This is a genomic window from Larsenimonas salina (assembly GCF_023736155.1).
GTDB lineage: Bacteria > Pseudomonadota > Gammaproteobacteria > Pseudomonadales > Halomonadaceae > Larsenimonas > Larsenimonas salina.
In genome coordinates, this window is sequence record NZ_JAMLJJ010000001.1 from 551,178 (window position 1) to 565,184 (window position 14,007).

Genomic DNA, 14,007 nt, shown 5'->3' on the forward strand with positions numbered 1-14,007 from the left:
GCATCAATGAAATCCTGTACCGGACGACGGCGCAGACGACCTAATACAACGGTCATTTCCTCTAAAGGCTTGGGCGGATTACGACCTGCCCGTTCGACCTGGTCAATTTCATCAACGGCAAGACTCGGTGCGCATTCTCGAATGAATTCACATTACCCAAGCCAGCGATTGCGCAGAGCGGTATAGCGTGTTAGTTTACGCACCCGCATCTGGAGGGATGGCAGAGCGGTTGAATGCACCGGTCTTGAAAACCGGCAAGGGTTTATAGCCCTTCCAGGGTTCGAATCCCTGTCCCTCCGCCAGTTTCATGAAAAAGCCCCGACGCCTTACCTCAGGTGTCGGGGCTTTTTTGTTTGTTCGTCAATGACTGCCTCTGATAAAAGCAAGTCAACCGCGCACGAAAAGCGCTTATGAAAAAAGCCGCTCACTCGAGGGGGTAAGCGGCCAAAGCACGTAAAAGCAAGACACGGCGTACGTCCTGCTTTTTTAATTTACGGCAGACCACCGTGTTTCTTTATCGATTAAATGCTTGAATTGATAGTCTTTTGCACGATTTGTAAACCGATCGGTCTCGAGAAAGAAGAAACTCTAACTCTACTTAGCATCTACTTCCAATTCGGTACGAACATAACCTTCCATTCGAGCGCACGGCCGGCGGGGTCAAAACCGGTTGCGACTTCCAGTCGGCCACACTGACAACACACGCGCTCTTGATAAGGAGGCTCCAATTGCCAGGTATGCCCTTTAAACCAACAGATTGATGGCACCCGCAGGCGTAGGTATCTTTTTTCCATTGAATAAGCGAGTCCCGGCGGCGAAAAATTATTCTATTTGTTAAATAATGTTTTAAATTTTATCTCATTACTCTAAATATTAATGTACTGATGTGCGCGTCACCCTCGTATAAACGCTTTTTTCGAACATAAAAAAACCGCCCGAAGGCGGTTTGGTTTGAAACACAGAAGCCGATGTCTATACACCGACCTTGCCACCATCGCTCTTTTGAATTACGACGGTTGCCGCTCGAGGACGAACCTGACCACTGGCGATGGCGGTCGCATCACTAGAGCCCGGCACCGGCCAATTACCCGGATGCTGAATATTGACAAAAAGCGCCGTGCGGTCAGGGGTTGCAAAGATCCCAGTTATTTCACAAGCGTTTGGCCCGACCGCAAAGCGCTTGAGGTCGGTATACCCCTCTCCCAGCGCCCCCGGGATACAGGCCAGCACCTGATCGTTGGTCGCCTCGGCCACCGCGTTGGTACGCCCTTTATCAATGCCGTTATCGGTTTCGATCCAAAGGATGCCGGCGCCGTCATCACTGCGCTGATCGAACCAGAGCCCATCAGGGCTTGCGAACTGGTTGGCGTCGGTCAGCCCTGAGCGGTTGACGGCGGGGCTTGCATCAGCGGCGCTCCCGAACAGGAACACTTCCCAGGTGAACTCTGCTGCCGAGGTGCCTTCTCGCCAGCGCAGCACTTGACCGTATTCATTGTCGGGACGCGGGTTTGAGGCATTGACCGGCGCGGTCTTGTACCCCACGCCCAAAGCCTCTGCAGACGCACCTGACTCAGTGTACTCAGGGTCGGTGCCGTGAGCGGTACGTTTCGAGTTATTGGTCAATGACATGAACACATCGCCAGTGCCGGGGTCGACGGTTCCCCACTCCGGGCGGTCCATCGGCGTCGCCCCCATCAGGTCGGCGGCGTCACAGGTGTTGATGATGATGCCGGCCTGGTCGCCGAAGACGTCACCGAGCGTGCGCTCACCCTTGGGGCCACCGCCGGGAATCGTGCTGTCTGGCGTCAAGGCAAGCCACTCGCCACGACCGTCGGCATCGAATCGGGCGACATAAAGCGTTCCCTCATTCATGTAGCTGTCGCCAATGGCCTGACGGTCATACCGCTCGCCGGGGCGATTGGCATCCTGAGCACGCCAGCGCTTTTTGGAAACGAACTTGTAGATGTATTCATTGCGGGAATCGTGGCCGGTATAGAACGTCAATGGCTCGCCCTCGACCACCTTGCCCGGCCAGCATCCTTCGTGCCGAAAACGACCTAAGGCGGTACGTTTGTGGGCGCTGCTGCTGGGGGCGTAAGGATCGATTTCGACCACGTAACCAAAGCCGCGGGCCTCGTTTCGGTAATCCTGAAGCGCCGAGTCACCGCTGGGGGTGTTGTTGAAGCGCTCGAACTCACCCTGCGCGCCGCCGGTGGCGGTTTCCCAGGCGTAACGGCCGCGATCGTCACGGAGTCCAAGGCGACGTTGATCGTCCGTCATCTCGCCGGTGTTGATGAACACTTCCGGCCAATTCTCTTCGCAAGTCAAATACGTGCCCCAGGGCGTATAGCCACTGGCGCAGTTATTATTGGTGCCCCGGACGCGAGTACCGTCAGGCGACCAGGCGGTCTTTACGTACTCGCTGCCTCGAACAGGGCCCGCAAGCACCATTGGCGTGGCCGAGGTGTAGCGTTTGTTGTGTGCGTCGTCTTTCACCATGTGCCAGTGGCCCTCGGCGTTTTTTGAAATACGCACTACGCAGACGCCATGAGCGTTGATTTCAGTACGAACTTCGTCGGCCGGACGCGCGCCCTCATCCTGATGCGTCGGCCCGCCTTTCGGGGACCATAACGCTGACTGGTCGATGTACTCGTGATTGATCGCCAGCAGAAAATCACTCGAGGCCTTATCGATACTCAAGGGAAAGTGGTACATGCCATCGTGATGCATCCCCATGGCATTGGCCTGAAACTCGGGCGTGAGCTCAAGCGTCTGAGACCACTGTTGGCCGCTCGCGCTCAACGAGCTACCCCAAGGCACCAGCACCTGGGCGGTGTAGCCCGGGGGAACCACGACGCCATCGGTCATGGCGCCGGCAATGGACTCGAACCCAAGGGTAAAGGTAGGCGCCTTCGCCGTATTGGCCATGGCGTGTTTGATGGCGCCAGGCAGACCAAACCCTGCAAACATGGAGGCGCAGGCCATACCGAGCCCGCCCTGCATGATCTTTCGTCTGGAGAGATGCCTGTCCAAGACGGTCGAAAACGGCGTGTTCGAGGAAGGATTCAATTCATCATGGTTTTCAATTTCACTGCTCACCGGCCAGACTCCTTAATATATTTGTTTAAGGCGAAGGCAGACTAAATGCACCAAATGACAAAACCATGACGGCCACCTCATCCGAGGTGCCCTTGCAAACACCACCTACAAAAATCAGGCACAAAAAAAACGCCCGACCCAAAAGGTCGAGCGCAAGTACGCAGGGAATGCTGCCGTAGAAGACAGCGGGAAAAACGACGCGACGTTCGCGTTCACCGCTTTCCACTACGGAGGCACTACATGGACAGGCAGGGTGCTTAAAAGTTTCATGGCATGCGCGATAATTTCATCGTTTTAACTGCCGACCCGTCATTGAGGTGTCATCAAGCGCTGATTAAATCATTTGCGCCTGGACGGCATACAGCCCGCACAGGACGTGCACACATGAAGTGTACAAAAACCGTAAAATAAATGTATAATTATAGTGTCCCGTTCACTGACGAACTGAATACGCGCATGGATGCGCATTTTGAGGATGATACGCCAATGACCTCGCCCAACTGTCCCCAGTGTGGCTGCACGCTCGAATGGCCAAAACTTTCTAGTCGAACCCGTGATGACCAGTGGCTCTATTGCGCCAATGGGCACCCGATCTGTACGGTAAAAGAGTTCCGATTCGTTGCAGAAGAGCTATTGCTGAGCGCAGAACTTGCCGAGCGGCAAAGACGCAAACCGATGCATCGAGCGGCGTGAACAGACGCGGCTCACCAGCGCGGCGAAGGCTGCGCTACCTTTCTTGCCGGAGGGGCTATCATGATTACAGAACCCTACTACACCGAGCAATTTACCCCATGTCAGAGCTGGCTATCGAATTGGCTCGATCAGTTCGAACACACGCCGCAACACGCCTGGCACCAATTCGAGTCAGCCCATCGGACCGCATTCATCATTTTGCGCGCAACACATCCTGATATGCCCGATGACTATTTGATCGATTCATTGATTCAGGCCCAAATGCAGGCCATGACATGAGTCGACGGTTCCGCCGCCGGGCTCGACGTGAAATTACCAACTCCCACTATCGCCAGATCGTGCTGTGGGAAGACATCAAGCTTCTTGCCATGGTCGCCTTCGGCCTGTTTTCACCGATCCTTCTTTGCCTTGCGGTCATGGCGCTTACCAATGCTCTACCCTTCACCCTTCTCTGACAGATCACCCTGTTCCAACACTGCGGCCTCAGGCGTTGGGTGCTTGCCGTGACGCCAGCCAAGACTCGATGAGCCGTTGGGGTCGAACCAATGCAGCTTCTCATGCAAGGACACCACATCGCCTACGATGATCAGAGTCGGCGGCGCAATATCAAGATTGTCTGCACACGCGGCCATGGTACCAAGCGTGCCAACATGAACCTGCTGGCGCGCCGTGGTGCCCTGCTCAACCAGCGCTACCGGCCGCTCGGCTGGCGCGCCATGCGCGACCAGTTGATCGCAGATCACACCCAGTGTCCCAAGCCCCATATAAAACACCAGAGTCTGGCCAGGCTGCGCAAGGGTTGGCCAGTCGAGATCGCAGCTGCCGTTTTTGAGATGCCCCGTAATGAAGCGCACGGACTGGGCATGATCACGATGGGTCAATGGGATGCCTGAATAGGACGACACACCGATAGCGGCCGTGATGCCAGGTACCACCTCAAACGACACACCATGGTTTGCAAGCTCTTCGAGTTCCTCACCACCACGGCCGAACACGAACGGGTCTCCCCCCTTGAGCCGAACCACGCGATAGCCGGCCTTGGCCCACTCCGCCAGAGAGCGATTGATATCCTCCTGGGGCACGCTGTGGTCAGAACGCGCCTTGCCGACATAGAAACGCTGGGCCTCAGGGCGAATCATCGACAGGATCTCGCGAGAGACCAGGCGGTCATGGACCACCATGTCAGCAGCCTCAAGCGCGTCCACGGCCTTGAGCGTCAAAAGCCCCGGGTCACCCGGCCCGGCCCCGACCAGCGTGACGTGGCCCGGGCCGCCACGCGGCTTGATGGCGCGGCCCTGCACGTGACGTCCGGGCAAATGCACGCTTGATTGCTCGGGAAAGCGCGGGGCGTATACGGGCACATCGGCGTCGAGCGCCTCGCGCAGACACGCCTGATCAACGTGCTCATCGTCGGTGGCCACCACCCAGATCACGCCAGGCGCCGGAGCCGGGCGCTGCTCCTGGTGCGCCCAGCCTTCCCGTTCGATCAGCGCCTCAAGCGAACTCGAAAGCGCACGTGAATAAACCGTGACCCGAAGGCCGAGACCCGGCCACTGCTCGGCAAGCGTCAGTGCGCTTGCGCCCCCGCCAATCAGGCACAGGTGCAATCGGTCCGGGCGGTAATGTACCGTCAATACGTCCATGACGCGCTCCCTGCCTCGATCGCCCTAGCCTGCATTGATGCTGTCGCGACCACCCATGTAGGGCTTAAGGACCTCAGGCACCTCGATCGAGCCGTCTTCACGCTGATAGTTTTCAAGGATCGCGACCAGGCAGCGGCCCACGGCCAGGCCCGACCCGTTGAGGGTATGCACGAGCTGAGGCTTCTTCTGATCCTTCATTCGGAAACGGGCCTGCATGCGGCGGGCCTGGAAATCCTCACAGTTGGAAATGGAGGAAATCTCACGGTAGGTGTCCTGACTCGGCAGCCAGACCTCGAGGTCGTAGGTCTTGGCCGCACCGAAGCCCATGTCACCGGTACACAGCGTCACCGCACGGAACGGCAATCCCAGCGCCTTGAGAATCGCCTCGGCGTGGCCGCGCATTTCCTCAAGGGCTTCGTAGGAGCGGTCGGGGTGTACGATCTGAACCATTTCGACCTTGTCGAACTGGTGCTGACGAATCATGCCGCGCGTATCGCGTCCGTAAGCACCGGCTTCGCTTCGAAAACACGGCGTATGCGCCGTCAGCTTGAGCGGAAGCGCCGCCTCATCGACAATTTCGTCGCGTACGAAGTTGGTCAGGGTCACTTCAGCAGTCGGAATCAAGTAGTACTCGGCGTCGCCCTCGAGCTTGAACAGATCCTCGCCGAACTTGGGCAGCTGCCCTGTTCCAAACAGGCTGTCCTTGTTGACCATGTACGGCACGTACGCCTCTTCATAGCCGTGCTCGAGGGTCTGGGTATCGAGCATGAACTGCACGAGTGCGCGATGAAGCCGCGCTACGCCCCGGCGCATGACGGCAAAGCGTGAGCCGGTCAGCTTGGCCGCCAGCTCAAAATCGAGCTCGCCGTGTAATGCGCCAAGGTCGGTATGATCCTTTGGAGTAAAATCGAAGGCTTTCGGCGTACCCCAGCGGTGAAGCTCGACGTTGTCGTCTTCGGACGCGCCTTCAGGCACGCTTTCATGCGGCAGGTTGGGAATGCCCGATACCAGCGTTTCGAAGCGCTCCTGCACCGTGGCGAGCTCGGCCTTGGCCGACTCCAGCCGCTCGCCCAGATCGCTGACCTCGGCCAGAAGCGGCTCGATGTCCTCGCCCCGGCCCTTGGCCTGGCCGATCGCTTTCGAACGGGTATTGCGCTCGTTTTGAAGCTCCTCGGTGCGGCCTTGAAGCTCACGCCGCGTTTGCTCAAGCGTCTCGAATTCCGCTGTATCCAGTTCGAACCCGCGTTTGGCCAACCGCTTGGCAACCGCGTCGAGATCGCTTCGAAGCCCTTTAGGATCAAGCATGGGGTAATCACTTCCTTAAATCAGTACGTCTGGATGGCGGTGGATCATGCACCGCAAGTCGGGCCATTGTATGGAAAAGCGCCGCCAAGCTCCATGTGTGAAACAAAGCGTCGCTTATGAGCAGCATCATCGATATCGATGAAGGGGTCGAAGTCCATGCGGCCACCCCCTAAACTAGCAGGATCGCCTTCATAACCATCGATTTATACCCATGACGCATTCGCAGGAACCTTCGATCCCGCATCAGGATCTCTATATCGCTTTCTTGAGTGAGCTCGACCACCGCGGCTTCGAGGGCGACATCGCATCAAGCGACGCCGACCGCACCGTGCTTGCCACCGACAACTCCATTTACGAGCGCGTCCCGCAGGCCGCACTGTTTCCGCGCCACGCGAAAGACGTTGCCCTGATCGCCCGGCTTGCGGGCGAGGCGCGCTTCAAGGCCGTCACACTCACACCACGCGGAGGCGGCACCGGCACCAACGGCCAGTCACTGACCGACGGGTTGGTGGTCGATGTCAGCCGCTACATGAACCGCATCATTGACATCGACCCCGACACACGGCGTGTCATCGTCGAGCCCGGCGTCGTCAAGGATCAGCTCAATGCGGCACTGAAGCCCCACGGGCTTTTTTTCGCCCCGGAACTGTCGACGTCAAACCGGGCAACGCTTGGCGGCATGATCAATACCGATGCAAGCGGCCAGGGCAGCTGCGAGTACGGCAAGACCCGCGATCATGTATTGGGCCTCAAGACGGTGCTGATCGGTGGCGAGACGCTTGAAACCACGGCGTTGACCGATGAGGCGCTTGAGACCCTGAGCGCGAGCCAGACCCGAAGCGGTAACCTTCACCGCACGGTGAGCGCGCTGTTCGACGACAACGAGCAGGCGATCCTCGATGGGTTTCCGCCGCTCAATCGATGCCTGACCGGCTATGACCTGCCGCACCTTCGAAACGACAAGCGCCAGCTCGATCTCAACAGCGTGCTCTGCGGCTCGGAAGGCTCGCTCGGGATTTTGGTCGAGGCGACCCTGAACGTATTGCCGATACCGGCGCATAGCGCGCTCGTTAACGTGCGCTACGAAGGTTTCATGGATGCGCTCAGAGATGCCACCTCATTGATGGCCCATGCGCCAACGTCGATCGAAACCGTCGATGAAAAAGTGCTGCTGCTGGCCATGGACGACTACGTCTGGGAAGGCGTCGCCGATTTCTTCCCGGCCAACCCGGCCGATGCCACAGGCCAGGTGCCAAGCACCCGCGGCATCAATCTGGTCGAATTCAATGCCGACACTGAACAGGCCCTCGAGGATAGGATCACGGCGTTTCTTGACGCGCTGACCGCCGATACAGCCACCCCACGTCTGGGGCATACCATCGCCCGCGGACGCGCGTCGATTCAAAGGGTATATGCCATGCGAAAGCGTGCGGTGGGCCTTCTGGGTAACGCCCGAGGTGAACGCCGCCCGCTTCCGTTCGTGGAAGATACGGCCGTGCCGCCGGAGCGTCTGGCCGACTACATTCAGGAGTTTCGGGATCTGCTCGATGGGTACGGGCTACAGTATGGAATGTTCGGACACGTGGATGCCGGCGTACTCCACGTTCGCCCGGCGCTCGACATGCGCGACCCGGCGCAGGCAGCCCTGATCCGCCCGATCTCAGACCAGGTGGCTGAGCTCACTCAGAAATACGGTGGCCTTCTATGGGGCGAGCATGGCAAGGGCATCCGCTCGGCCTACACGCCGGACTTTTTCGGCGAACTCTATCCGCTGCTTCAACGCATCAAGGGCGCCTTCGACCCCGATAACCAGTTGAACCCCGGCAAGATCGCCACACCGTTTGAGTCCATGGAGACGCTGCTCGAGGTGGACGGAGTTACCTTTCGCGGCGAACTGGATCGGCCCATCGACGAGCAGGTATGGCGTCACTACTCAAGCGCGGTGTACTGCAACGGCAACGGCGCCTGCTTCAACTACGATCCGAACGACGCCATGTGCCCAAGCTGGAAGGCGACCCGTGACCGCCGTCACTCCCCCAAGGGCCGGGCGATGCTGTTCAAGGAGTGGCTACGCCGGGAAGAAGCCGCCGGCCGCGACGTGCTTGCCGAGGCCGGCACGGCAAAAACCCTGTCGCCCTGGAGGGCGCTTTCGCAACGGCTCAAGGCCCAGGTGTCGAACTCAACGCCTCGCGCTGGTGATACGTCGTTCGATCATGAGGTGTTTGATGCGATGGCAGGCTGCCTATCGTGCAAGTCCTGCGCCGGTCAGTGTCCGATCAAGGTCGACGTACCGGATTTCAAAAGCCAGTTTCTCTCGATCTACGCACAGCGCCATGGCCGCGTCCTGAAGGATTATCTGGTCGGTTATCTGGAGGCCATGCTGCCACTGGCGGCGAAGGCTGCGCCGGTCTACAACTCGCTCATCAAAAGCACGCCCGGTCGAGAACTGTTCAAGCGCCTCGGTCTTGTCGATACCCCGACCATTGATCGGGCGCCGCTTGACAAGGTCTTTGCACAATGGGGCGTTCCACAGGCCACGCCGATCACGCTGGCACGACTAAGCCCAGCGCAGCGCGCTCGAAGCGTGATCCTTGTGCAGGATGCGTTCACTCGTTATTTCGACAGTCACGTTGTCCGCGATACCGTGACACTGCTGCAAAAGCTCGATCTGCACGTATTGGTCGCCCCGTTCAGGCCCAATGGCAAACCGTCTCAGGTCATGGGGCAACTGGGCCGCTTTGAAGCCACGGCGCGGACCAATGCGGCCCATTTGAACGCGCTGGCCGACTTTGACGTGCCGCTGGTGGGCATCGACCCGGCCATGACCCTGACCTATCGTCAGGAATACGTTAAGGCGCTCGGCCCCGATGCAGTGCCGGACGTGCTTCTGCTCCAGGAATGGCTACAGACACTTGCACCGCGGTTCAAGCGTTTAAATCTCGATGCGCCGACGTTCAAGCTTTTGAGCCACTGCACCGAACGCACCACTGCCGCCGGCAGTGCCAGCGGCTGGCAGGCAGTCTTCAAAGCGTTCGGCGTCCCCCTTGAGCTGGTGCCGACCGGGTGTTGCGGCATGTCCGGCACCTACGGCCATGAAACCGCCCACAAGGCCACTTCCGAGACCGTCTACGACCTTTCCTGGCGGCCTCTGGTCGAGACCGACGCGCCCGACAGGCTACTGGCCACCGGCTACTCGTGTCGAAGCCAGGTCAAACGGTTTTCGAACACCACGCTCGACCACCCGCTGCAGGCGCTTTTAAGGCTTGTGGCGCGTGCCGAAGTCCGCACCGACGCTTCGATGGATCAATCCATTGCCTCCGATGCGTAAGCCGGATAGGCTTGCGCGTTTTTACGCGTCAGCCATCCTTGCAATTCAGCCATCACTCGCCAGGGTCCTTGAATGGAACATGCTGCACTCTATCTGTCCCTGATCGGACTCCTGGCACTGGTGTGCCAGTGGGTTGCCTGGAAGATGCGCCTGCCGGCCATCCTCCCCCTTTTGATTGCCGGCCTTCTGATCGGGCCCGCCAGCGGTGTATTAAAACCTGATGAACTTCTGGGTGACCTGCTGTTTCCGCTGGTGTCGCTGTCAGTGGCGGTCATCCTGTTCGAGGGCAGTCTGACCCTTGACTACAAGGACCTTCGAGGCCACGGCCATACCGTGAGCCGGCTGGTCACCTGGGGGGTGCTGGTGACGGGCCTGATCGGCACCGCCGCCGCGCACTGGCTTTTGGGCGTGTCATGGCAAATCGCGGCGGTGGCCGGTGCCGTGCTGGTCGTGACCGGACCGACCGTCGTCACCCCGCTTCTACAAACGCTGCGCGCCAAGGGAAACCTGACTCAGATTCTTCGCTGGGAAGGCATCCTGATCGACCCGATCGGTGCCCTGCTTGCGGTTTTGGTGTATGAGTTTGTCGCGATCGGCCAGGATAACGGCGCCGCCTCGCACACGCTGCTTCTCTTTGCGAAAACGATCGGGCTCGGTTTCGGCGTCGGCGGCGTCGGTGGCTATATCTGGGGGCGTGTCCTTCGCAATTACTGGCTGCCGCAGAAACTTCACAGTTTCGGCACCCTGATGGTGATGCTTGCGCTGTTCGCGGCCTCGAACACCCTGTTCGAAGAGTCTGGGCTTTTGACGGTGACCGTGCTCGGCATCTGGCTTGCCAACATGCGCGGTGTCCCTACCGCACCGATCATCGAGTTCAAGGAAACCCTCTCGGTTCTTTTGATCTCGGGACTTTTCATCCTCCTTGCCGCCCGCATTTCATCCGAACAGCTCATGGCGCTGACGTGGCCCTACTGGCTGATGCTCGCGATTTTGATGTGGGTGGCCCGGCCGCTGTCGGTCTGGGTCTGCACGATTGGAAGCGGTCTCAACTGGCGTGAGAAAGCGCTCCTTGCGTGGTTATCGCCACGCGGGATCGTTGCCGCCGCCGTGGCCTCGCTGTTTGCGATCAAGCTTGAAAAGGCCGGTGTGGACGGCGCCGAAACGCTGGTGCCGATCACGTTTCTTGTCATCATCGGCACCGTGGTCATTCAAAGCCTTTTGTCTCAGCCCATCGTTCGTCTGCTCAAGGTCAGCGAGCCGCCCCCCACCGGGTTTTTGATCCTCGGTGCCAACCCGGTCGCGCGCGCCATTGCACGCGTGCTGGTCGATCTCGGCTTTACCGTTCGCCTGACCGACACAAGCTGGGACGCAGTGCAGGAGGCGCGCATGGCGGGACTCCCGGTCTATTACGGCAATCCGTTATCGGAGCACGCCATTCAGCATCTGGAATTGACCGGCATCGGCCGATTGCTGCCGCTCTCGCCCTACCGTGAACTCAATAACCTGGCCGGGCTTCACTTCGAGCACATTCTGGGCCATGGCAACGTGTTTCGATTGTCCGAAGACACCGGCAAGCAGGCCAAGCGCCAGCAGGACAAGGCGCTCGGGCACCTGCCGCTACTGTTCGATCAGGAAGCGTCCTACGCAAAGCTTGCAAGCCTTATCGCCCACGGCGGCGAAGTGCGAACGGCAAGCATCACCGACACCTTCAGCATGGCCGACTACGAAGCCGCCCATGGCGGCCGGCTGATACCGCTGTTCGTGCTGTCGGCCCAAGGCAAGCTGCGGGTCGCGCAAGCCGGTTCAGCGCTCGCGCCTAAGGCCGGTGATCGACTCGTGAGCCTGATCCTGCCGGACTCGCCGGAAATGGAGCGCCGCAAACCCTCAGAGACCGTGTAGAGAGACAGTGCTCGCCAGACACGCGACGCGTCGAGTAAGGTACGTAAATGCTGTCGAGGCCGACAGCATTTACCACACCAACAACTAACAACAGCTGTGGAGAAACGCTATGGGCGTCATCATGGGCCTAGTCGGTGTCATTACCGTACTGGTCATCGCCTTTGCATTGTGCGAAAACCGCAAGGCCATCAAATATCGAACCGTTCTGGGCGCGTTTGCCATTCAGGCAGGCCTTGGCATGTTCGTACTCTATACACCTGCCGGCAAGACCGTGCTGCTGGCGATGTCCAATGGCGTTCAAAACGTAATGGACGCAAGCCAGGCCGGCATCGAGTTCGTCTTCGGCGGCTTGGTCTCGGACAAGATGTTCGAGCTTTTCGGCGGCGGCGGCTTCATCTTCGCCTTCCGTGTACTGCCTTTTATTGTCTTCTTCTCTTCCCTGATTGCCGTGCTTTACTACCTGGGCGTCATGCGCTGGATCATCATGATTCTCGGCGGATTCCTGCAGAAAGTGCTTGGCACCAGCCGGCCGGAGTCGCTGTCGGCGGCAGCGAACATTTTCGTCGGTCAGACCGAGGCGCCACTGGTCGTTCGGCCGTTCGTCAACAACATGACCCGCTCGGAGCTGTTTGCGGTCATGTGTGGTGGCCTTGCAAGTGTCGCCGGCTCAGTACTGGGTGGGTACGCGGCCATGGGGGTCGATCTAAACTACCTGATTGCCGCCTCGTTCATGGCCGCACCGGGCGGTCTCTTGATGGCCAAGTTGATCATTCCCGAAACCGAAACGCCCAAACAGGATCTGGAAAACCTCGACGGCAAGATGGAGGATGACGCCGCCAATGTGATCGATGCCGCCGCCGAAGGCGCCAGTGCCGGCCTACAGCTCGCGCTCAACGTCGGCGCCATGCTATTGGCGTTCGTGGGCCTGATCGCGCTGGCCAACATCCTGCTTGGCGGCATCGGCGGCTGGTTCGGCTTCGAGAACCTAACGCTTCAACAGATTCTCGGATACTGCTTTGCCCCGCTTGCCTTCCTGATCGGGGTGCCTTGGCATGAAGCCGTCACGGCGGGCAGCTTTATTGGTCAAAAGATCATCCTCAACGAGTTTGTGGCCTTTGCCAATTTCACCGACATCGGTACGGCGCTGTCCGACCACAGCAAGGCGATCGTAACCTTTGCGCTGTGCGGGTTTGCCAATCTATCCTCCATTGCCATCCTGATGGGCGGGCTTGGCGTCATGGCGCCCGACCGCCGAGGGGACATCGCGCGTCTTGGGATAAAAGCCGTCATGGCGGGGACGCTTTCAAACCTGATGAGCGCCTCGCTTGCCGGACTGTTTTTGTCCTTGTAACACCCAGGCCGCGTTTACCGTCAACCACGTGCACGTCGGGCCCTGATGTCAATCAGGGCCCGACGTCGTTCAAGGAGAGATCGTCATGAGTGATGAACGAAACCACCGCCATAAACGCGCGATGGAAAAACTGAAGGCGCGCGTCGATGAACGTGTCGCGTCCGCCGATGAAGAGCGGGGCCAGATTCTTATAAACACGGGCAATGGCAAGGGCAAGACCACCGCCGCCTGGGGCACGGTGACTCGAGCGCTTGGCTATGGCTATACCTGCGGGGTGGTTCAGTTCATAAAGGGCACATGGGAGTGCGGTGAGCGCAACCGCCTCGAGGAGGATTCAAACCTGCAGGTAGTGACCATGGCCACCGGATTCACCTGGGATACACAGGACCGCGACGCTGATCGCGCCGCATGTCAATCGGTCTGGCAGCAGGCCGAGGCGATGCTTTCGGATACCAGCATGTACCTGGTCGTGCTCGATGAGATCACGTACATGCTCAAGTTCGGCTATCTGGAAATTGATGTAGTTCTGGAGGCACTGGCCCATCGGCCTAGGGAGCAAACGGTAATCGTTACCGGGCGCAATGCCCACCGCGATTTAATGAGCGTGGCCGACACCATCACCGACATGCAGGAAACCCGGCACGCCTTCAATCATGGACTGAAGGCCCGCCGGGGAATCGACTACTAAG

At 59.1% G+C, this 14,007-nt stretch carries 10 protein-coding genes and 1 tRNA gene; 8 read left to right on the forward strand and 3 right to left on the reverse strand.

Translation table 11 applies throughout. From position 1 onward, the window contains the following. Positions 1-211: 211 nt before the first annotated feature. Positions 212-302: transfer RNA gene (locus NAT23_RS02640), tRNA-Ser, on the forward strand. Between the two features lie 670 nt (positions 303-972). On the opposite strand, the gene NAT23_RS02645 is transcribed toward NAT23_RS02640, so the two are convergent. Beyond that, positions 973-3,099 (reverse strand): PhoX family protein, encoded by a 2,127-nt coding sequence (locus NAT23_RS02645; RefSeq protein WP_251925232.1) that lies wholly within the window; start codon positions 3,097-3,099, stop codon positions 973-975. A gap of 456 nt (positions 3,100-3,555) precedes the next feature. Between NAT23_RS02645 and NAT23_RS02650 the strand changes: the two genes are divergently transcribed. Genes NAT23_RS02650 through NAT23_RS02660 form a run of 3 tightly spaced genes read left to right on the forward strand, consistent with a single transcriptional unit; the run spans position 3,556 to position 4,247 of the window. Continuing rightward, positions 3,556-3,792: a hypothetical protein gene (locus NAT23_RS02650; protein ID WP_251925233.1), complete on the forward strand. Its 237-nt coding sequence runs from the start codon at positions 3,556-3,558 to the stop codon at positions 3,790-3,792. Positions 3,793-3,852: 60 nt separating this feature from the next. Beyond that, entirely contained in the window at positions 3,853-4,071 is a 219-nt protein-coding gene (locus NAT23_RS02655) for a hypothetical protein (protein WP_251925235.1), read from the forward strand. Beyond that, positions 4,068-4,247 carry a hypothetical protein gene (locus tag NAT23_RS02660; RefSeq protein WP_251925238.1) on the forward strand — a complete coding sequence of 60 codons (180 nt, stop codon included), beginning with the start codon at positions 4,068-4,070 and terminating at the stop codon, positions 4,245-4,247. The genes NAT23_RS02655 and NAT23_RS02660 overlap by 4 nt, the downstream gene beginning before the upstream one ends. On the opposite strand, the gene cobA is transcribed toward NAT23_RS02660, so the two are convergent. Next, positions 4,227-5,435 (reverse strand): uroporphyrinogen-III C-methyltransferase, encoded by a 1,209-nt coding sequence (gene cobA, locus NAT23_RS02665; protein ID WP_350028299.1) that lies wholly within the window; start codon positions 5,433-5,435, stop codon positions 4,227-4,229. The two genes, NAT23_RS02660 and cobA, sit on opposite strands and share 21 nt — an antisense overlap. Positions 5,436-5,459: 24 nt before the next feature. Beyond that, a complete protein-coding gene (gene serS / locus NAT23_RS02675) occupies positions 5,460-6,740 on the reverse strand; it encodes a serine--tRNA ligase (RefSeq protein ID WP_251925240.1) in 1,281 nt (426 codons plus the stop codon). Positions 6,741-6,951: 211 nt separating this feature from the next. On the opposite strand from serS, the gene ydiJ reads away from it, so the two are divergent. From ydiJ to cobO, 4 genes are all read left to right on the forward strand, one after another. Further along, entirely contained in the window at positions 6,952-10,068 is a 3,117-nt protein-coding gene (gene ydiJ / locus NAT23_RS02680) for a D-2-hydroxyglutarate dehydrogenase YdiJ (RefSeq protein WP_251925242.1), read from the forward strand. A gap of 72 nt (positions 10,069-10,140) precedes the next feature. Beyond that, positions 10,141-11,967, forward strand: a complete 1,827-nt coding sequence (locus NAT23_RS02685) for a cation:proton antiporter (RefSeq protein ID WP_251925252.1) — start codon at positions 10,141-10,143, stop codon at positions 11,965-11,967. Between the two features lie 109 nt (positions 11,968-12,076). After that, on the forward strand, positions 12,077-13,318 hold the full coding sequence (locus NAT23_RS02690; RefSeq protein ID WP_251925254.1) for a NupC/NupG family nucleoside CNT transporter: 1,242 nt from the start codon (positions 12,077-12,079) through the stop codon (positions 13,316-13,318). A gap of 85 nt (positions 13,319-13,403) precedes the next feature. Further along, a complete protein-coding gene (cobO, locus tag NAT23_RS02695; protein ID WP_251925256.1) occupies positions 13,404-14,006 on the forward strand; it encodes a cob(I)yrinic acid a,c-diamide adenosyltransferase in 603 nt (200 codons plus the stop codon). Position 14,007: the final 1 nt, after the last annotated feature.